The sequence below is a fragment of the Kitasatospora sp. NPDC042419 genome, from assembly GCF_056437345.1.
Genome location: NZ_JBWKAW010000002.1, coordinates 554358 through 573287, shown reverse-complemented (window position 1 = coordinate 573287; position 18930 = coordinate 554358). Strand labels below are relative to the sequence as shown.

17 protein-coding genes and 1 pseudogene are annotated in these 18930 nt (G+C 74.2%); 5 read left to right on the top strand and 13 right to left on the bottom strand.

What is annotated here, in order from left to right:
• Positions 1-137: 137 nt before the first annotated feature.
• Entirely contained in the window at positions 138-1235 is a 1098-nt protein-coding gene (locus tag AC067J_RS06440; protein WP_478296803.1) for a protein kinase domain-containing protein, read from the bottom strand.
• A gap of 140 nt (positions 1236-1375) precedes the next feature.
• Between AC067J_RS06440 and AC067J_RS06435 the strand changes: the two genes are divergently transcribed.
• Positions 1376-1930: an SHOCT domain-containing protein gene (locus tag AC067J_RS06435; protein WP_478296802.1), complete on the top strand. Its 555-nt coding sequence runs from the start codon at positions 1376-1378 to the stop codon at positions 1928-1930.
• A gap of 27 nt (positions 1931-1957) precedes the next feature.
• Here the strand turns inward: AC067J_RS06435 and AC067J_RS06430 are convergent, their stop codons facing one another.
• A complete protein-coding gene (locus AC067J_RS06430; protein WP_478296801.1) occupies positions 1958-3931 on the bottom strand; it encodes a serine/threonine-protein kinase in 1974 nt (657 codons plus the stop codon).
• Between the two features lie 254 nt (positions 3932-4185).
• Between AC067J_RS06430 and AC067J_RS06425 the strand changes: the two genes are divergently transcribed.
• Positions 4186-4776, top strand: a complete 591-nt coding sequence (locus tag AC067J_RS06425; RefSeq protein ID WP_478296800.1) for a hypothetical protein — start codon at positions 4186-4188, stop codon at positions 4774-4776.
• A 74-nt stretch (positions 4777-4850) separates the two neighbouring features.
• Here AC067J_RS06425 and AC067J_RS06420 read toward each other — a convergent pair whose 3' ends face one another.
• The 4 genes from AC067J_RS06420 to AC067J_RS06405 form a co-directional block, all read right to left on the bottom strand.
• Complete coding sequence (locus AC067J_RS06420) at positions 4851-5975, bottom strand: GuaB3 family IMP dehydrogenase-related protein (protein ID WP_478296799.1); 1125 nt, start codon at positions 5973-5975, stop codon at positions 4851-4853.
• A 150-nt stretch (positions 5976-6125) separates the two neighbouring features.
• Positions 6126-7628 (bottom strand): IMP dehydrogenase, encoded by a 1503-nt coding sequence (guaB, locus tag AC067J_RS06415; RefSeq protein ID WP_478296798.1) that lies wholly within the window; start codon positions 7626-7628, stop codon positions 6126-6128.
• Positions 7629-7936: 308 nt separating this feature from the next.
• Positions 7937-8521 carry an RNA polymerase sigma factor ShbA gene (gene shbA / locus AC067J_RS06410; RefSeq protein WP_478296947.1) on the bottom strand — a complete coding sequence of 195 codons (585 nt, stop codon included), beginning with the start codon at positions 8519-8521 and terminating at the stop codon, positions 7937-7939.
• Positions 8522-9138: 617 nt separating this feature from the next.
• A complete protein-coding gene (locus AC067J_RS06405; RefSeq protein WP_014136228.1) occupies positions 9139-9750 on the bottom strand; it encodes a response regulator transcription factor in 612 nt (203 codons plus the stop codon).
• A gap of 572 nt (positions 9751-10322) precedes the next feature.
• Here AC067J_RS06405 and AC067J_RS06400 point away from each other — a divergent pair.
• Positions 10323-10658, top strand: a complete 336-nt coding sequence (locus AC067J_RS06400; RefSeq protein WP_478296797.1) for a WhiB family transcriptional regulator — start codon at positions 10323-10325, stop codon at positions 10656-10658.
• A 117-nt stretch (positions 10659-10775) separates the two neighbouring features.
• Here AC067J_RS06400 and AC067J_RS06395 read toward each other — a convergent pair whose 3' ends face one another.
• From AC067J_RS06395 to groES, 3 genes are all read right to left on the bottom strand, one after another.
• Entirely contained in the window at positions 10776-11780 is a 1005-nt protein-coding gene (locus tag AC067J_RS06395) for a LysR family transcriptional regulator (protein WP_478296946.1), read from the bottom strand.
• 156 nt (positions 11781-11936) lie between these two features.
• Positions 11937-13571: a chaperonin GroEL gene (groL, locus tag AC067J_RS06390; protein ID WP_478296796.1), complete on the bottom strand. Its 1635-nt coding sequence runs from the start codon at positions 13569-13571 to the stop codon at positions 11937-11939.
• 114 nt (positions 13572-13685) lie between these two features.
• On the bottom strand, positions 13686-13991 hold the full coding sequence (gene groES / locus AC067J_RS06385) for a co-chaperone GroES (RefSeq protein WP_014136232.1): 306 nt from the start codon (positions 13989-13991) through the stop codon (positions 13686-13688).
• Between the two features lie 248 nt (positions 13992-14239).
• Between groES and AC067J_RS06380 the strand changes: the two genes are divergently transcribed.
• Together AC067J_RS06380 and AC067J_RS06375 are read left to right on the top strand one after the other, a co-directional pair.
• The gene (locus tag AC067J_RS06380) at positions 14240-14560 is read left to right on the top strand and encodes a hypothetical protein (RefSeq protein WP_478296795.1); all 321 of its coding nucleotides are present in this window, start codon (positions 14240-14242) and stop codon (positions 14558-14560) included.
• Positions 14561-14656: 96 nt separating this feature from the next.
• Complete coding sequence (locus AC067J_RS06375; RefSeq protein WP_478296794.1) at positions 14657-15856, top strand: THUMP-like domain-containing protein; 1200 nt, start codon at positions 14657-14659, stop codon at positions 15854-15856.
• Here the strand turns inward: AC067J_RS06375 and AC067J_RS06370 are convergent.
• The 4 genes and pseudogenes from AC067J_RS06370 to rimI all read right to left on the bottom strand — a co-directional run.
• Positions 15832-16794, bottom strand: coding sequence for a polysaccharide deacetylase family protein (locus tag AC067J_RS06370; protein WP_478296793.1), 963 nt, complete (start codon positions 16792-16794; stop codon positions 15832-15834). The genes AC067J_RS06375 and AC067J_RS06370 overlap by 25 nt on opposite strands.
• A gap of 89 nt (positions 16795-16883) precedes the next feature.
• Positions 16884-17147, bottom strand: a complete 264-nt coding sequence (locus tag AC067J_RS06365) for a hypothetical protein (protein ID WP_478296792.1) — start codon at positions 17145-17147, stop codon at positions 16884-16886.
• Positions 17144-18250: a tRNA (adenosine(37)-N6)-threonylcarbamoyltransferase complex transferase subunit TsaD gene (tsaD, locus tag AC067J_RS06360; protein WP_478296791.1), complete on the bottom strand. Its 1107-nt coding sequence runs from the start codon at positions 18248-18250 to the stop codon at positions 17144-17146. Before tsaD ends, AC067J_RS06365 begins: the two co-directional genes overlap by 4 nt.
• A gap of 181 nt (positions 18251-18431) precedes the next feature.
• A pseudogene (rimI, locus tag AC067J_RS06355) lies at positions 18432-18887 on the bottom strand (ribosomal protein S18-alanine N-acetyltransferase); the annotation flags it as partial.
• Positions 18888-18930 lie beyond the last annotated feature (43 nt).

Sequence of the window (18930 nt, the reverse complement as noted above, 5' to 3'; positions counted from 1 at the left end):
GGTACAGACCACTCGGTGCAGACCACTCGGTGCAGACCACCAATCGAACACATCTCACGGACACATTAGGCGCCCGCTCCCCGCCCCGGTAATCTCCCCCACCCGCCGACCCTGCGGTGACGGCCCGGCAGGTCCCGTCAGCCTGCGAACAGCACCACGGCCACCACGCCGAGCACCAGCAGCAGGAACACCGCGCCGACCAGCACCGGCCCCAGCAGCGCCGGCGGTATCAGCGGCCGCCGGGCCGGCCCGGGACCGTCCTCCGCCGGGGGCCGCTCCGCCGCGACGGCACGGCCGACCGGACGCCGCCGGCGCGGCGCCGGCACCACCGGGCCCTCCGGCCGCAGCTCCAGCGCCCGCGCCGCCCGCTCCTCGCCGACCGGCTCCGGCGCGCCCGCCAGCAGCACCGCCAGCTCTCCCCGGATCTCCACCGCCGTGGGCCGCTGCCCCGGATCGGGCTGCAGCAGCCGCTCCACCAGCGGCCCCAGCGGCCCGCACGCGGCCGACGGCTCCCGCCGGCCGTCCCGCACCGCCGTCACCAGCTCCGGCACCCCGCCCTCCGGGTACGGCGAGCGGCCGGTCACCAGCCGGTGCAGCAGCACCCCGAGCGCCCAGCAGTCGCCGGCCGGACCGCCGTCCAGCGGCCAGCGCTCGGCCACCGGCCCGGCCAGGGTGGCCCGGACCTCGTACCGGCGCCGCCCGCCCGGACCGCCCAGCTCCTCCGCCAGCGCCTCCTGCGCGACCCCGGACAGCAGCCCGCCCAGCAGCGCCGCGCCGTCCTCGCAGACCAGCACCGACTCGGTGGTCAGGTTGCCGTGCGCCAGGCCCTCCTCGTGCAGCGCCCGCAGCGCGCCCGCCAGATCGGCCGCCAGCTCGGCCGCCCGGTACGGCGGGAGCGGCCCGGCCGCGGCCAGCTCCGCCAACGGCACCCCGGCCGGACGCTCCTCGACGGTCCAGAGCAGCTCGCCCTCGACGAAGGCCCCGGCGCCCTGGAGCAGCCGCGGATGCCGCGGAGCCGCCGCGCCGACCGCCGCCACCCGGCGGACCAGCCGCTCGCCCTGCTCCGGCACCGGATCGTCCGGTTCACGGCCCGCGGCCAGCAGCGCCGGCAGCTCCAGCGCGCGCAGCCGCACCAGGTCACCGGTCCGTTCGTCCACAGCGAGAGCACTCACCGCCGCCGGACGGTCCGTCAGCCGGTAACGCCCCGCCAGCATCTGCCCCGGACCCGCTCGCATGCGTGTTCCTCTCGCTCACCACCCAGCCTAAGGCGTGTCCGACCGTTCCCGCCGGGCGTGCGGCGGCCGGACGCCGCGCACCGACCCGGCGCCGGCGGCCGGCTCCGCCCCTGACCGACCGTCGGATTAGGCTCGGTCCCATGGACTGGACCGATCTGATCGACACGGCCTTCGACGTGGCCGGCAACAGCAGCAGCGACAACAGGGCCGCGGCCCTGCGCACCGTCGAGGCGAACGTCGCGCCCGACGAGAAGCCCGTCGCCTCCACGGCCGGGCGGCATCCCGATCACTTCCGCAAGGGCGTGCTGGTCCTGACCACCCACCGGCTGCTCTTCCTGAAGGACGGGAAGCCGCCCGTTCCGGTTCCGCTCTCCGCGGTGACCGACGCGACCGTCACCAAGACCCGGATCAACGGGGAGGTGCTGCTGGTGGTCGCCCTCACCGGCTCGCACCGCTACGAGGACGTGGTCAAGGCCGAGGTCTTCGCCGAGCAGCTCCGGGCCGCCGCCCGGCTGGCCCGCAACGCCCAGCAGCGGGAGCTCACCGCCCCCGCCGCCGCGCCGGCCGCGCCGGCCGCGGCCGTGTCCTCCGGCACCGAGCTGCTCGACCAGCTGGAGCGGCTGGCCGCCCTGCACGCCGCGGGGGCGCTCACCGACGAGGAGTTCAGCCGCGCCAAGCAGCGCCTGATCGGCTGAACCCCGCACCCGCCCGGCCGGCGCCGGTCACGGCGCCGGCCGGAAGGTGTCGAAGGAGGTCTGCCGCGCCTGCGCGTTCTGCGCCGCACCCCACTCCGCGTCCGGCGACGTCCAGTAGATCGCGTAGCCGTACTTGGCCGGGGAGCCGGTCACGAAGCCCCGGTTGAGCGAGTGCATCCGCGGGGTGCCGTTGGTCCACTCCCAGTCGGCGGCGTTGCTCCACTCGCGGTACCCGACGGCCTGCAGCTGCACCCGCTGGTAGTTGCTCACCTGTCCGCGCAGCCCCGGCTCGGACTCCTGCCAGTCGGCGAGGGCGCTCGGCCCGGGCGTGGTGGTCCACTCGATCCGCAGCGTGCTGCCGTTGCCCTTGAAGACCCGGCGGATCGACTCCGAGCCGGTGAGCTGCAGCCAGTCCGGCAGCACGATCGAGAAGCCGGACGGGTCCTTGTACTCGTGGTACCCGGGCGGCACGACGGCCCCCGTGGGCGTGGTGGTCGGCGCCGGGGTCTGGGCCGGCGTCGAGGCCGGGGTCACCGGCGGCGTCGAGGCGGGCGCGGGCGGCGCGGCCGGAGCCGTCGTCCCCGCCGGGGCCGGGTCCGCGGGGGCGGGGCCCGCGGCGGTCGCCGGGGCGTCCGCCGGCGGGGAGTCGGGCGAGGTCCCGGTGGACGCCGCCACCGACGCGGTGCCGTGCGCGCCCCCGGCCGCCCCGTCGTCGGAGTCGCCGAGCGCCTGGAGCAGTGCCACCACGCCCGCGATCAGCAGCAGCACCACCACCGCCGTCGCCACCGCCAGTCGCCGCCGGCCCTTCCGCGGGTCGGCGCCGGCCGCCTGGGTCGCGCCCAGGGTCCATTCGCTGGTCACCGGCCGGGCCGCCTCGGTGTCCGGCGCCGACGGGCCCGGCTTCGCCGGGGACGCTGCGGCCTCCGCCGGTGCCGCCGGCTCGGCCGCGGGCTCCCCGGCCGGCGCCGCCGCCCGCTCCCCGCTCCCGGCGTCCGCGGCGCGGCTCCCCACCCGGACGGTCCCGAGCAGTCCGCCGACCGGCGGCTTGGCCTTCTCCGGCCGCCCGGCCGCCGCGGGCTTCTCCGCCGCCCCGCCGGCCGCCTCCCCCGCCGGCGCGTCGCCGCCCGCCACCGGCACCGCCTGCTCGGTGGTCGACTCGGCCCGCGCCGTCGCCTCCGCCGCCACCCGCTTGAGCATCGACCGGGTCTGCGAGGCGGTCAGCCGCTCCTCCGGGTCCTTCGCCAGCAGCCCCTCGATCACCGGCCGCAGCGCCCCGGCGTTCACCGGCGCGGTCAGCTCCTCCGTCATCACCGCCGTGAGCGTGGCCAGCGCCGAACCGCGGTCGTACGGCGGCCGCCCCTCGACCATCGCGTACAGCGTGCCGCCCAGCGACCAGAGGTCGGCCGGCGGCCCGGGCTTCTGCCCGCGGGCCCGTTCCGGGGATATGTACGACGGAGCGCCGACCAGCATCCCGGTGGAGGTCACCGAGCTGTCGCCCTCCACGCTGGCGATGCCGAAGTCGGTGAGCACCACCCGCCCGTCCTCACCGATCAGCACGTTGGACGGCTTGACGTCCCGGTGCAGGATGCCGTGCGCGTGCGCGGCGCTCAGCACGCCCAGCACGTCGAGCGCGATCTCGGCCGCCCGGGCCGGCTCCAGCGGGCCGTCCTCCCGGATCACGTCCGCCAGCGAGCGGGACTCGACCAGCTCCATGACGATCCACGGCCGGTCGTCCTCCTCGACGACGTCGAAGACGGTGACCGCCGAGCTGTGCCGGATCCGCGCCGTCGCCTTGGCCTCGCGCAGCGTCCTGACGATCAGCCGGTGCTTCTCGTCCTCCTCGACGCTGGCGTTCATCCGCAGTTCCTTGACCGCGACCGTCCGGCCCAGCATCTCGTCCTCGGCGCGCCAGACGGTGCCCATGCCGCCGCGCCCGAGCACCGCGTCCAGCCGGTAGCGTCCGGCCAGGAGGCGGCCGGTGGAACCCTGCGCCTGGGTCATTCGGAACGTTCCCCCATGTGGTGCTGGCGGTCGTGGTGACGGCGTGTCGGACCGGCGTCGGGGCCGAACGCCCAAGCCTCCATCATCCCCTGTCCCGGACGCCCGCGACCACCCGGCCCCCGGCCACCCTGACACCGGAGCCGCCCCGACGCGGCGCTCCGTGCCCGATCTGTGATCGAAAACTCTGTCCGGCCAGCTCCGGGCCCTGCTACCGTGCGGCAGTTCACCGTCCTTCCGGGGGGAATTCGACGTCCATGACCGCACCCGAACCGGGCGCTGACGGCCAGTCGGTCCGGCCGCCCACGGCGCCGCACTTCTCGGTCGCGGCGGAACCGGGGACACCCGAGGGGTACGTCGCCCCCGGCATGCCCGGCGCCCCGATGGCCGGTTACCGCCCCACCGCCGCCACCACCTACGACGGCCGGGGCGGACCCGGCGGTTCCGCGAACCGGTCCCGCACCGGCCGGGCCCTCGCGATCGCCGTCGCCGCGATGCTGGCCGGCGCCCTCGCGTACGGCCTCGCACCGGCCCGGGCCGCCTCCACCGTCGGCTGGCTGGCGATCGCCCCGGCCGCCGCCGTCGCCTGGCCGCTCGGCCGCCTCGGCGGCCCGGGCCGGCTGCTGCCGCCGCTGGGCGCGCTGCTCTCGGCCGGCGCGCTGTTCCTCGGCCAGCTGCTCGGCCTGACCCGCCGGCTGCACGCGCTGGCCGGCACCCCGTACGGCGAGCTGCTCCGCGACGCCCTGCCGCTCTGGCGGGACGACCGCCGCCTGCTGGACCTCGTCTTCTACGGCATCGCCACGATCGGCGGCTTCGTGCTGACCCGCCGCGCCGCGACCCGCCAGTAGGGCCCCCGCCGGGCCCCCGGACGCGGCGAGGCCCCCGCCGCGAACGGACGGGGGCCTCGGCACGGCGGGCGGGCTCAGCGGTGGTGCGCCGGGTTGACCGTCACCTCGACCCGCTGGAACTCCTTGAGCTCGGTGTAGCCGGTGGTCGCCATCGCCCGGCGCAGGGCGCCGAACAGGTTCATGGTGCCGTCCGGGGTGTGCGACGGGCCGGTGAGGATCTCCTCGGTGGTGCCGACGGTGCCGAGGTCGACCCGCTTGCCGCGCGGCAGCTCCTCGTGGACGGCCTCCATGCCCCAGTGGTAGCCCTTGCCGGGCGCGTCGGTGGCCCGGGCCAGCGCCGCACCGATCATCACCGCGTCGGCGCCGCAGGCGACCGCCTTCGGGATGTCGCCGCTGTAGCCGACGCCGCCGTCCGCGATGACGTGCACGTAGCGGCCGCCGGACTCGTCCATGTAGTCGCGGCGGGCGGCGGCCACGTCGGCGACGGCGGTGGCCATCGGGACCTGGATGCCGAGCACGCCGCGGGTGGTGTGGGCGGCGCCGCCGCCGAAGCCGACCAGCACGCCGGCCGCGCCGGTGCGCATCAGGTGCAGCGCGGCGGTGTAGGTGGCACAGCCGCCGACGATGACCGGGACGTCCAGCTCGTAGATGAACTGCTTCAGGTTGAGCGGCTCGGCGGCGCCGGAGACGTGCTCGGCCGAGACGGTGGTGCCGCGGATCACGAAGACGTCGACGCCGGCGTCGACCACGGCCTTGGAGAACTCGGCGGTGCGCTGCGGGGAGAGCGCGGCGGCGGTGACCACGCCGGAGTCGCGGACCTCCTGGATCCGCTGCTTGATCAGGTCGGCCTGGATCGGCGCCGAGTAGATCTCCTGCAGGCGGCGGGTGGCGCCCGCCTCGTCGGTGATCGAGGCGATCTCGTCGAGCAGCGGCTGCGGGTCCTCGTAGCGGGTCCAGAGGCCTTCGAGGTTGAGCACGCCGAGGCCGCCGAGGCGGCCGATGGCGATGGCCTGCTGCGGGGAGACCACGCTGTCCATGGGGGCGGCCAGGAACGGCAGGTCGAACCGGTAGGCGTCGATCTGCCAGGCGATCGAGACCTCCTTCGGGTCACGCGTACGCCGGCTGGGGACGACGGCGATGTCGTCGAAGGAGTACGCCCGCCGGCCGCGCTTGCCTCGCCCGATCTCGATCTCAGTCACTTCGAGCCCTTCTGGTGGTGTTGCTCATGCCCGCCGGGTCACCCCGGCCGCCCCCAGTATCCCGCACCCGCCGGCGGCCGCACCGCCGCGCCCGCCCCCCGGACGCGCGGAAGGGGCCCGCGGCTGCGGGCCCCTTCCGGTCGCGTCGGGTCAGCGGCTGGTGTAGTTCGGCGCCTCGACGGTCATCTGGATGTCGTGCGGGTGGCTCTCCTTGAGGCCCGCCGAGGTGATCCGGACGAACCGGCCCTTGCTCTCCATCTCGGCGATGGTGGCGGCACCGACGTAGCCCATGGTCTGGCGCAGCCCGCCGACCAGCTGGTGCAGCACGGCGGAGAGCGGGCCCCGGTAGGGCACCTGGCCCTCGATGCCCTCGGGGACGAGCTTGTCGTCCGAGGCGACCTCGGCCTGGAAGTAGCGGTCCTTGGAGTACGAGCGGCCCTGGCCGCGGGACTGCATGGCGCCCAGCGAGCCCATGCCGCGGTAGGACTTGAACTGCTTGCCGTTGATGAACTGCAGCTCGCCGGGGGACTCCTCGCAGCCGGCCAGCAGCGAGCCGAGCATCACGGTGTCGGCACCGGCGGCGAGCGCCTTGCCGATGTCGCCGGAGTACTGCAGGCCGCCGTCGCCGATGACCGGCACGCCGGCCGCCTGGCAGGCGAGGGCGGCCTCGTAGATCGCGGTGACCTGCGGGACGCCGATGCCGGCGACCACCCGGGTGGTGCAGATCGAGCCGGGGCCGACGCCGACCTTGACGCCGTCCACGCCGGCGTCGATCAGCGCCTGGGCGCCGTCGCGGGTGGCGACGTTGCCGCCGACCACGTCGACCTTGACGGCCGCCTTGATCTTCGCGATCCAGGCCAGCGCGTTGTGGCTGTGGCCGTGCGAGGTGTCGACGACCAGGAAGTCCACGCCCGCCTCGACCAGGGCCTGGGCCCGGTCGAACGCCTCGGCGCTGGCGCCGACGGCGGCGCCGACCAGCAGCCGGCCCTCGCTGTCCTTGGCGGCGTTCGGGTACTTCTCGGCCTTGACGAAGTCCTTGACGGTGATCAGGCCCTTGATCCGGCCCTCGTCGTCGACCAGCGGCAGCTTCTCGATCTTGTGGCGGCGGAGCAGCGCCACGGCGTCCTCGCCGGAGATGCCGACCTTGCCGGTGATCAGCGGCATCGGGGTCATGATCTCGCGGACCTGGCGGCGGCGGTCCGACTCGAACGCCATGTCGCGGTTGGTGACGATGCCGAGCAGCTTGCCGCTCTCGTCGGCGATCGGCACGCCGGAGATCCGGAACTTGGCACAGAGCGCGTCGGCCTCGGCGAGCGTGGTCTCGGGGCCGACCGTGATCGGGTCGGTGACCATGCCGGACTCGGAGCGCTTGACCAGGTCGACCTGGTTGGCCTGGTCCTCGACGGAGAGGTTGCGGTGCAGGACCCCGACGCCGCCCTGACGGGCCATCGCGATCGCCATCCGCGACTCGGTGACCTTGTCCATCGCCGCGGAGAGCAGCGGGATGTTGACGCGCACGTTCCGGGAGACCCGCGAGGAGGTGTCGACCTCGTTCGGCAGCACCTCGGAGGCCCCGGGCAGCAGCAGGACGTCGTCGTACGTCAGTCCGAGCATCGCGAACTTCTCGGGTACGCCTGCGGCGTTGTAAGACATTTCGGGGGTACCTTCCGTGGCCGGCCTAATCCGCTCACGCCCGAGGGTGGGGGCGCTGTCATCGCTCACTCGCTCGGACCGCCGAAAGCCGGGTGGCAACTGGAGGATCCTCCAGGGGAACCCCGTTCGCACCGTCGTAACTTTGGCGACCCGCCCAGGCGCCGATACCCCATGGTACTGGCACCCGCGAATGGGTCCTCGTGTGCCCTTGACAACACCCGCCGCCCGTTGCTCATTCCGGCCACCGGAGGCCGGAACCGGGCGGCCCCACGCGCCGGGGTCCCGCCGGCGTCGCGCCGGGGCAGACCCTAGGAGGACTCCTCCGCGAGCGCCCGCAGCCGGCTGAGCGCGCGGTGCTGGGCGACCCGGACGGCCCCCGGCGACATCCCGAGCACCTCACCGGTCTCCTCCGCCGAGAGCCCGGCGGCCACCCGCAGCAGCACCAGCTCGCGCTGCCGCGCCGGCAGGTTGGAGAGCAGTTCCTTGGCCCAGGCCGCGTCGCTGCTGAGCAGCGCCCGCTCCTCCGGGCCGAGCGCGTCGTCCGGCACCTCCGGCAGGTCGTCCTGCGGGATCACGGTCGAGCCGGGCCCGCGCATCGCGGCCCGCTGCAGGTCGGCGATCTTGTGCGCGGCGATGCCGTAGACGAAGGCCTCGAACGGCCGGCCCTGGTCCTTGTACCGGGGCAGCGCGCAGAGCACCGCCACGCAGACCTCCTGGGCGATGTCGTCCACGTGGTGCCGGGCGCCGCCGGGCAGCCGGACCAGCCGGCCCCGGCAGTACCGCAGGGCCAGCGGGTGGACGTAGGCGAGCAGCGCGTCGATCGCCGGGCCCTCGCCGCGGACGGCGGCCGCGACCAGCTCGCCGACCAGCGGGGAACTGCCCGTGCCCAGCACCGGCGGCCGCCCCGCGACCGCGCCGGGCCGGCCGGCGCCCTGCGCCGCGTCGTCCCGCCGACCGGAATCCCGAAGTCCCGGATCCTGCCGCTCGGAATCCTGCCGCTCGGAGCCGTCCCGCTCGGAGTCCTCCCGGTCCGGGTCCGGCCGGTCGGAATCGCGCGGCTCGGCTCCCCGTCCGGCGGAACCGCGCCCCCCGGGACCGGCGGAGTCCGCGTGCGCCGTGCCGGACCCGGGCGCGGAAGGCTCGGCCTCCACCGGGTCAGCCTCGCCGGGAGCCCCGGTCACGTCGTCGCGCATCGGTCCATGGTGCCTGGTCGCGCGGGAAAACGCGGCACCGCGTCCGGAGTTGTGCACCGGAACGTTATGCGGTGCCGCACCGGTACGCACCACCGGCCCCTCCTGCACCGTGCCGCCTCCCGCCCCGCCACCGTCGGTGGCCCCGTCCGCCGCGCCGTCCACCGAGTCTCCTGCGGCCGTGTGGTTCGCCGCAGTTCCTGTCCGCTGGTCCCCGAGGTGCTCCACTCCTCCATGGTGCAACCTCGGGGCCGTAACGTCACACGCCTCTGCACGGGGAATCGTGAGCAGCGTGCCGGGACCGGCGGAGCCGCCGGCGGTCAGCGGACCAGACCCCAGCGGAAGCCCAGGGCCACCGCGTGCGCGCGGTCCGAGGCGCCGAGCTTCTTGAACAGGCGCCGGGCGTGGGTCTTGACGGTGTCCTCGGAGAGGAACAGCTCACGACCGATCTCGGCGTTGCTGCGTCCGTGGCTCATGCCTTCGAGCACCTGGATCTCACGCGCCGTCAGGGTCGGCGCGGCGCCCATGTCGGGACTGCGCAGCCGGCGCGGGGCGAGCCGCCACGTCGGGTCGGCGAGGGCCTGGGTGACGGTGGCCCGCAGTTCGGCGCGCGAGGCGTCCTTGTGCAGGTACCCCCGCGCACCCGCGGCCACCGCGAGGGCGACGCCGTCGAGGTCCTCGGCGACGGTGAGCATGATGATCCGGGCGCCCGGGTCGGCCGACAGCAGCCGCCGGACCGTCTCCACCCCGCCGAGGCCGGGCATCCGGACGTCCATCAGGACGAGATCGGAGCGGTCGGCCACCCAGCGGCGGAGGACCTCCTCCCCGTTCGTCGCGGTGGTGACCCGGTCGACACCGGGTACGGTCGCGACCGCGCGGCGAAGCGCCTCGCGGGCGAGCGGGGAATCGTCGCAAACGAGAACGGAAGTCATGACCGTCGTCCTCCGCAGCTGATCCGCGTCACGTTGAGCCTCCTGGCTGGTACGAACCTCTCCGACACGGCCTATCGGCGACAGACTCCGTGCTGATCGCCTGAGATTCCCCGCGATCGTTCCCGACGTCCGGCGCCCGCTAACCGCCTCCACACTTCCAACGACCGTCACTCGAATGAGTTACGGCCTTCAGGGCCATCTCCACCACTGTACGTGGCCGACTCGTTACCGATCAGCCGCATCGCGGTGCACACGCCGCACTTTTGCGCAGCTCGCGCGCGGTGGGCGTGCGACCCGCACGCCGATCCGGGCCCCAGTGCGCCCGTCGGCCACCCGATTGCCACGTCCGCGCCCGGCGACTGCCGCGTCGCCGGGCATGCCCACTTTGCCCGTTTTTATAGCTTTTGTATGGTCATTGACTGTTGTGCCACTCTGTGGGTGACTTGTCCATGGAGTGGCCGTAAGTCATATTTCCAGGTGTCCACACTGGCGCCGGACGCGCCCCGCCGTACCGCCCGTGCAATCCACCGGTGGCCGGCGCGCGGTCGACGAGCCTCTGAAGGGAATGAGCCATGGCAGATTTCTCCCGCCTCCCCGGCCCCAACGCGGACCTCTGGGACTGGCAGCTCTCCGCGGCCTGCCGCGGCGTGGACAGCTCGCTCTTCTTCCACCCCGAAGGGGAGCGCGGAGCCGCGCGCAGCTCACGCGAGGCGAGCGCCAAGGAGGTCTGCATGCGCTGCCCCGTCCGCACCGAGTGCGCGGCGCACGCACTGGCGGTCCGTGAGCCCTACGGCGTCTGGGGAGGCCTGACCGAGGACGAACGCGAGGAGCTGATGGGCCGCTCGCGCAACCGTCTGGTGGAGGTACCGCTCACCGCGCCGAGCGGCGCCCAGCAGTACCAGCAGTAACCGTCCGTGTCCGCCACGCCGAGAAGAAACGTTTCTTCTCGCGGTGGCGCATGCCCGGGACCCGCAAGCGCCCGGCGCTCGCCCGGTCGGCCCCACCCGGCCGCCGGTCGGCCCCGGTCAGCGCCCGGCGGCCGCCCCCGCCAGCCGCTCCAGCATCAGCGCCACCGCCGGCACCTCGGCGAGGTCCGGCAGGGTCAGCGCCACCACCTGCCGCACCGCCGGCGCCCCCGAGGCGGCGTGCACCGCCACCGTCTCCACCCCGTCCGGGCGCACCGACCGCAGCGCCAGCCCCGGCAGCACCGCCACCCCGAGCCCGGCGGCCACCAGGCCGACCACCGCGGGGTAGTCGTCGGTCGCGAAGTCGATCCGGGGCTCGAAGCCGGCCCCGGCGCAGAGCTCCACCAGGTGCCCCCGGCACTGCGGGCAGCCGGCGATCCACTGCTCCCCGGCCAGGTCGGCCAGCTCCACCGGCGCGCCCCGCCCGGCCAGCCGGTGCCCGGCGGGCAGCAGGCCGACCAGCGGGTCGTCCAGCAGCGGGGTGACCACCAGATCGGACCAGTCGGTGCCGGCGCTGAGCTGCTGGGCCTCCAGGTTGGCCTCGGCGCGGGCCTCGCGGGGCGTGCCGTGCGCGGGCGCGGACGCCGGCGCGGCGGAGGCGCCGGGCGCCTGCGGGTAGCGGAAAGCCAGCGCGACCTCGCACTCGCCGCCGCGCAGCATCGCCAGCGACTCCGGGGGCTCCGCCTCGACCAGCGACACGCGGACCCCCGGATGGCTGTCCCGCAGCCGGGCGACGGCCGGCGGCACCAGGGTGGAACTCGCGGTCGGGAAGGAGACCAGGCGCACCCGTCCGGCCCGCAGCCCGGCGATCGCCGCCACCTCCTCCTCGGCGGCGGAGAGCCCGGCGAGGATGCCGGTGGCGTGCTTGAGCAGCACCCGTCCGGCCTCGCTCAGCTGCATCCCGCGACCCGATCGGACCACCAGCGGGGTGTCCACGGACTTCTCCAGGGCCTTCATCTGCTGGCTGATGGCGGGCTGTGTGCACCCCAGCTCGCGGGCGGCGGCGGAGAAGGATCCGGTGCGGGCGACGGCACGCAGGACGCGCAGGTGGCGGGCCTCGATCATGCCCCAAAGATATAAGGAAATCTTTGCCATCTGCAAAATTCGCATGATAGTTGAAGAATGAAACTCGACCCCGGGAGGCGGACCGCGGCCGACACGCCGGAGGCCCGGCCGCACCCCCGAGGGGCGCGGACCGGGCCTCCGGTCACTGAACGGGTGTCAGTGGGAGTGGCCGTGGCCGCCGTGCGAGTGGCCGTGACCGCCGTCGGCCTCGTCCTCCTTCTTCTCCACCACGAGGGTCTCGGTGGTGAGGAGCAGGGAGGCGATGGAGGCGGCGTTCTCCAGGGCGGAACGGGTGACCTTGACCGGGTCGATGACGCCGGCCTTGACCAGGTCGCCGTACTCGCCGGTAGCGGCGTTGTAGCCCTGGCCCGGCTCCAGCTCGGAGACCTTGGAGGTGATGACGTAACCCTCCAGGCCCGCGTTCTGGGCGATCCAGCGCAGCGGCTCGTGCAGCGCCTTGCGGACGACCGCGACACCGGTGGCCTCGTCGCCGGTCAGGCCCAGGCCGTCGTTCAGCACCTTGGCGGCGTGGACCAGGGAGGCGCCACCACCGGCGACGATGCCCTCCTCGACCGCGGCGCGGGTCGCCGAGATGGCGTCCTCCAGGCGGTGCTTGCGCTCCTTCAGCTCCACCTCGGTGGCGGCACCGACGCGGATGACGCAGACGCCGCCGGCCAGCTTGGCCAGGCGCTCCTGCAGCTTCTCGCGGTCCCAGTCGGAGTCGGTGTTGGCGATCTCGCCCTTGATCTGGGCGACGCGGCCGGCCACGGCCTCCGTGTCACCGGCACCGTCGACGATGGTCGTCTCGTCCTTGGTGATGGTCACGCGGCGGGCGGTGCCCAGCACGTCCAGACCGGCCTGGTCGAGCTTGAGGCCGACCTCCTCGGAGATCACGGTGCCGCCGGTCAGGGTGGCCAGGTCGCCCAGGATCGCCTTGCGGCGGTCGCCGAAGCCCGGGGCCTTGACGGCCACGGCGTTGAAGATACCGCGGATCTTGTTCACCAGGAGGGTGGACAGCGCCTCGCCGTCGACGTCCTCGGCGATGATCAGCAGCGGGCGGGAGGTACCGCCCTGCACGACCTTCTCCAGCAGCGGCAGGAGCTCCTGGATGGAGGAGATCTTGCCCTGGTTGATCAGGATGTACGGGTCCTCCAGGACCGCCTCCTGCCGCTCCGCGTCGGTGACGAAGTACGGCGACAGGTAGCCCTTGTCGAACTGCATGCCCTCGGTGAAGTCCAGCTCCACGCCGAAGGTGTTCGACTCCTCGACGGTGATGACACCGTCCTTGCCGACCTTGTCGATCGCCTCGGCGATCAGCTCGCCGACCTGGGTGTCCTGCGCGGAGAGGGTCGCGACGGCGGCGACGTCGTCCTTGCCCTCGATCTCGCGGGCGATGGACAGCAGGTGCTCGGAGACGGCGGCGACGGCCTTGTCGATGCCCTTCTTCAGGGCGGCCGGGCCGGCACCGGCGGCGACGTTGCGCAGACCCTCGTTCACCAGGGCCTGGGCCAGCACGGTGGCGGTGGTGGTGCCGTCACCCGCGACGTCGTTGGTCTTGGTGGCGACCTCCTTGACGAGCTGCGCGCCAAGGTTCTCGTACGGGTCGTCGAGCTCGACCTCACGGGCGATGGTGACACCGTCGTTGGTGATGGTCGGAGCGCCGAACTTCTTGTCGATGACGACGTTGCGGCCCTTGGGGCCGATGGTCACCTTGACGGTGTCGGCCAGCTTGTTGACACCGCGCTCCAGCGAGCGGCGGGCGTCCTCGTCGAACTGCAGGATCTTCGCCATGTTCCCTATTCCCTCGGGGCTGCGGCCATCACGGCGGCCGCTCGACTACGTGAACCAACAACCACGCCCCGGGCCCCTGTCACTGGGACACGGATCCGGGGCGGGCCTGACGTCTTACTTCTCGATGATGGCGAGAACGTCGCGAGCCGACAGAACCAGGTACTCCTCGCCCTGGTACTTCACCTCGGTGCCGCCGTACTTCGAGTACAGGACGATGTCACCGACGGCGACGTCGAGCGGCAGACGCTGGCCGTCCTCGAAGCGGCCCGGGCCGACGGCCAGGACGACGCCCTCCTGGGGCTTCTCCTTGGCGGTGTCCGGGATAACCAGGCCGGAGGCCGTGGTGGTCTCGGCGTCGAGCGGCTGGACCACGATGCGGTCCTCGAGCGGCTTGATGGCAACCTTGCTGCTGGTGGTCACGTCCGAGCTCCCCTTCGGAGATTACGGGGTTTTCTAACGGGTAGGGGCGAACCTGCGCGTCTGCCGTCGCGGGGGTCAGACACGCGTCTTCGCGTTAGCACTCCCCCGGTGGGGAGTGCTAGGCACGACCATAGGCCGCGGTTAGCACTCAGTCAACCAGAGTGCCAACGACGCGCCTCCCGGACCCCGGTTCCGGATGAGTAGCCGTACTCATGTGCGACCCCGGCCCCCGACCGCACACTCGTCCCATGACCGCGACCCCCCTGACCGCGACCTCCCTTCGCACCGGCCCGTCCCTCCGCCGTGACCTGCTGCTGGCGCTCGCCACCCTCCCGCTGCTGGGAGCCGCCACCGCCCTGGTCGCCTTCGTCGCCTTCGCCCTGGCCATGGGCGCGGCGATGAGCGACGCCGGCGGAGTGGTCCTGTTCGTCGTCCTGGTCGGCGGCGCCCTCGCGCTCACGCCGCCCGTCGCGGTCGCGTGGCGCACCCGACGGGCCGGCTGGCGGCTGGTGCCGGTCGCCGCGCTGCTCTCGCCGCTCACCGCGCACTGGTGGTTCCAGCTGGTCTGACCGGCCGCGCTCCGGTCCGCCCGCCCCTGCGGCCCGCTCCGGTGCCGCCGCTCCGCCCGGCGCTCCCCCGGCGCCCCGACCGGCGAGAATGGCCCCGTGGAGACCGACAACCTGCAGCCCCTGCTGACCGACCGGGGCCAGGCCCTGCTCGCCGAACTGCGCGAGTTCGCGCCGGAGGACGAACTGGCGCTGGCCACCCGGCTGCGCAGGGAGCACCCGGCCGAACTGGTGTCCGCCGCCTTCGGACAGGCCCGGCTCAGGCAGCGCGCGCGGGCCAAGTTCGGCGCGGACGCCGACCTCATGTACTTCACGCCCAACGGCGTCGAGCAGTCCACCCGGCGCAGCGTCGCCGAGTGGCGGGCCCGCCGCTTCGCCGGTCTCGGCGTACGGCGGCTGGCCGACCTCTGCTGCGGGATCGGCGGCGACGTGCTGGCCCTGGCCCGGGCCGGGATCGAGGTGCTCGCCGTCGACAAGGACCCGGCCGCCTGCGCCGCCACCGCCGCCAACGCGGCCGCGCTGGGCCTGGCCGACCTGGTCGAGGTGCGCTGCGCGGACGTCGCCGACGTCGACGTCACCGGCTACGACGCGGTCTTCACCGACCCGGCCAGGCGCACCGCGCGCGGCCGGGTCTTCGACCCCGAGGCCTACGCCCCGCCGCTCTCCTGGGCGATCGAGGCCGGGCGGCGCACCCCCGTCGGCGCGCTCAAGGTGGCACCGGGCATCCCGCACGAGGCGGTGCCGTCCGACGCCGAGGCCGAGTGGGTCTCCGACCACGGCGACGTCAAGGAGGCGGTGCTCTGGTTCGGCACCCGGGCCGGCAGCCCGCACCGCGCCACCCTGCTCCCCCAGCAGGCCAGCCTGACCGGCGGCGACCTGCCCGACCCCCCGGCCGGCCCGGTCGGCCGGTACCTGTACGAGCCGGACGGCGCGGTGATCCGCGCCCACCTGGTCGCCGAGGTGGCCGGGCGGGTGAACGGCCGGCTGATCGACCCGAAGATCGCCTACGTCACGTCGGACGACCTGGTCGCGACCCCCTACGCGCACGCCTTCGAGCTGACCGACGTGCTGCCGTTCCACATCAAGAAGCTCAAGGCGCTGCTGCGCGAGCGGGGCGTCGGCACGGTGGTGATCAAGAAGCGCGGGATGGCGATCACCCCGGAGGACCTGCGCCGCCAGCTGAAGCCGTCCGGCCCGAACTCCGTCACGGTGATCCTCAGCCGGACCGACAACGGGCCGCTGATGATGCTGGGGCAGCCGGTCCGGGCCGACGGTCAGCCGGCGGGCGCCTCGATGTAGTCCTCCAGCCGGGCCACCGCGAAGCCCTGCTCCTGGATCCGCGCCAGCATCTCGCCGAACATCTGCGTCATCGTCTCGCCCTTGAGGTCCTTCGGACCCCGGAAGTGGGCGAGGACGATGTCGCCGGGCCGCAGCTTCCTGTCCGCCGCCTGGTACTGCATGTCGTGGATCTGCATCGACTCCCGCCAGAGCACGACGGCCTTCGGCCCGCACTGCCGCACCGCCCCGTTGAGCGCCGCCGTGTTGGCGCCGTCGCCGTACGGCGGGCGGAACAGCAGCGGCGCGGTGCCGTACTGCTGGGTGAGCGCGGCCTGGGCGTCGCAGATCTCCGCGCGCTGCTTCTCCGGCGTCACCTTGCTCAGCTGGGCGTGGTCCACGGTGTGGTTGTGGACGTGGTTGCCGAGCGCCTGGAGGCGCTTGAAGTAGCCGTAGTCGTCCTTGACGATGTCGCGGGTCAGGAACATCGAGACCGGCACCCTGAGGTCGGTCAGCATCTCGACGAACTTCGGGTCCTTCTCGGCACCGTCGTCGATGGTGACGAAGACGACCTTGTCGGTGGTCCGCACCTCGCTGAACACCGGGACCGGTCCGCTCCGCGGGAGCTTCACCGGCTTGTCGGCGGGCGCCGGCGGCGCGGGCGGCAGCGGCTTGAGGTTCCACTTCGCCCAGGCGGCCGCGTCCCCGGCGGCGGGCACCGGCACGGGGGCCGGCGTGGTCGCCGCGGGCTGCTGCGGCGCGGCGGAGGCGGCCGGGGCGGAGGTGCCGGGGCCGGCCGGGGAGGTGGCCGCCGCCGGCGGGTTGCCGCTCCCGCCGCCGCCGCACCCGGTGGCCGCCGCCAGCAGTGCCAGCGCCCCCACCGCGTACGCCGTCGTCCTGCCCCGCCCGTGCCTCTTCACCGCGCCACGCTCCCCGGTCCCGTCCAGCGATCTCGTCGCCATGCACGGTAACGGTCACGTGTTCGGTTCCCGGTCGGGCCTTCGAGCAGCCGATCGGCGGGGGTGGCCGCACCCGGCCTCCTCCTGCGGCGCTACTCCACGTGCTCGCTGGTGAAGGACCAGCGGTGCACCGGACGCCCCAGCAGCCCGGCCGGCGGCTCGGCCACGGGCACCGGCTCGCCGGTCCACCAGGTGATCAGCAGCACGCGCTCGCCGGGGGCGGCGAACAGCTCGGCGCGGACCAGCCCGGCCGAGCCGCGCAGCGCGGGCAGCGCGACCCCGCGGACCCAGGCGGAGAGCTCGGCGGCGCGCCCGTCGGCCGCCCGGGCCTCCCACATCGCGGCGGTGGTGGTCACTTCTGCGGCCCGGTCAGCGCGTCGTACGCCTGGCCGTGGACGTCACCGTGCGCGGCCGCGGCGCCGGGCACGTGGGTCTCGGTGACCGGCAGCGAGGAGTCGGCCGACAGGTCGAGGGAGGACGGCGCGCGGTCCCGCCAGACCATCTCGGCGCCGAGCGCGGCGACCATCGCGCCGTTGTCGGTGCACAGGCCCGGGCGGGGCACCCGGAGCCGGATGCCGGCCTTGTCGCAGCGCTGCTGGGCCATCTCGCGCAGCCGCGAGTTGGCCGCCACGCCGCCGCCGATCATCAGGTGCCCGACACCGCTGTCCTTGCACGCCTTGACCGCCTTGCGGGTCAGCACGTCGGTGACGGCCTCCTGGAAGGACGCCGCGACGTCCGCGACCGGCACGTCCTCGCCGGCCCGGCGCTTCGCCTCCACCCAGCGGGCGACGGCGGTCTTCAGACCGGAGAAGGAGAAGTCGTACTCGGGGTCCTTGGGGCCGGTCAGGCCGCGCGGGAAGGCGATCGCCTTGCGGTCGCCCTCGCGGGCGGTGCGGTCCACCACCGGGCCGCCGGGGAAGCCCAGGCCGAGCACCCGGGCGACCTTGTCGAAGGCCTCCCCGGCCGCGTCGTCGATGGTCGCGCCGAGCGGGCGGACGTCACTGGTGATGTCCTCGCTGAGCAGCAGCGAGGAGTGCCCGCCGGAGACCAGCAGGGCCATCGTCGGCGACGGCAGCCGGCCGTGCTCCAGCTGGTCCACGCAGATGTGCGAGGCGAGGTGGTTGACCCCGTACAGCGGCTTGTCGAGCGCCCACGCGTACGCCTTGGCGGCGCTCACGCCGACCAGCAGCGCGCCCGCCAGGCCCGGGCCGGCCGTGACGGCGATGCCGTCCAGGTCGCTGGCCTTGACGCCGGCGGTGTCCAGGGCGCGCCGGATGGTCGGGACCATCGCCTCCAGGTGCGCGCGGCTGGCGATCTCGGGGACGACGCCGCCGAACCGGGCGTGGTCGTTGACGCTGGAGGCGACCGCGTCGGCGAGCAGCGTGGTGCCGCGCACGATGCCGACGCCGGTCTCGTCGCAGGAGGTCTCGATACCGAGGACGAGCGGTTCGTCAGCCATGGCGGGTGTCCTTCTTCACATCCGGTCGCGGGAGGTCCGCGGGTTCGTCGAGATCGTCGCGGCCGTCGCGGCCGTCGGCCCCGTCCGGGTCGGCGAACCCGTCGAGGTCGGCGGGGTCGTCGCGGCCGTCGGCCCCGTCCGGGTCGGCGGGGTCCGCGGGGTCGTCACCGCCGCCGTGGTCGGCGGGGTCGTCGCGGTCGGCGAGGTCGAGGCGCATCACCAGCGCGTCGACGTTGGCGGGCTGGTAGTAGCCGCGCCGGATGCCGACCGGTTCGAACCCGAAGCGCTCGTACAGCCGCTGGGCGCGCGGGTTGTCCACCCGGACCTCCAGCAGCAGCTCGGCGCAGCCGCGCCGGGCCGCCTCCCGGACCAGGTCGGTGAGCAGGGCCGTGCCGAGGCCGGTCCCCTGGTGGCGCCCGTCGACGGCGATGGTCTGCACGTCGCCCTCGCCGGCCACCGCCATCAGTCCGGCGTAGCCGACGACGGCGCCGTCCGGGGTGGCGGCGACGGTGTAGTGACGGGTGCCGCCGGGGTGGGTCTCGGCCAGCTCCGACCAGTACATCCCGGTGGACCAGGCGTCCTCGGGGAACAGCTCCAGCTCCAGCTCCATCACCGGGGGGATGTCCCACCAGCGCATCGGACGGAGGGTGACGACCGGGAGGACGTCCACGACCGAGGTC

Excerpts from the sequence above, each read along its gene's own strand:
- AC067J_RS06440 (WP_478296803.1), bottom strand. The coding sequence starts at position 1,235 with ATGCGAGCGGGTCCGGGGCAGATGCTGGCGGGGCGTTACCGGCTGACG.
- AC067J_RS06435 (WP_478296802.1), top strand. The coding sequence starts at position 1,376 with ATGGACTGGACCGATCTGATCGACACGGCCTTCGACGTGGCCGGCAAC.
- AC067J_RS06430 (WP_478296801.1), bottom strand. The coding sequence starts at position 3,931 with ATGACCCAGGCGCAGGGTTCCACCGGCCGCCTCCTGGCCGGACGCTAC.
- AC067J_RS06425 (WP_478296800.1), top strand. The coding sequence starts at position 4,186 with ATGACCGCACCCGAACCGGGCGCTGACGGCCAGTCGGTCCGGCCGCCC.
- guaB (WP_478296798.1), bottom strand. The coding sequence starts at position 7,628 with ATGTCTTACAACGCCGCAGGCGTACCCGAGAAGTTCGCGATGCTCGGA.
- AC067J_RS06405 (WP_014136228.1), bottom strand. The coding sequence starts at position 9,750 with ATGACTTCCGTTCTCGTTTGCGACGATTCCCCGCTCGCCCGCGAGGCG.
- AC067J_RS06400 (WP_478296797.1), top strand. The coding sequence starts at position 10,323 with ATGGCAGATTTCTCCCGCCTCCCCGGCCCCAACGCGGACCTCTGGGAC.
- AC067J_RS06395 (WP_478296946.1), bottom strand. The coding sequence starts at position 11,780 with ATGATCGAGGCCCGCCACCTGCGCGTCCTGCGTGCCGTCGCCCGCACC.
- groL (WP_478296796.1), bottom strand. The coding sequence starts at position 13,571 with ATGGCGAAGATCCTGCAGTTCGACGAGGACGCCCGCCGCTCGCTGGAG.
- AC067J_RS06380 (WP_478296795.1), top strand. The coding sequence starts at position 14,240 with ATGACCGCGACCCCCCTGACCGCGACCTCCCTTCGCACCGGCCCGTCC.
- AC067J_RS06370 (WP_478296793.1), bottom strand. The coding sequence starts at position 16,794 with ATGGCGACGAGATCGCTGGACGGGACCGGGGAGCGTGGCGCGGTGAAG.
- tsaD (WP_478296791.1), bottom strand. The coding sequence starts at position 18,250 with ATGGCTGACGAACCGCTCGTCCTCGGTATCGAGACCTCCTGCGACGAG.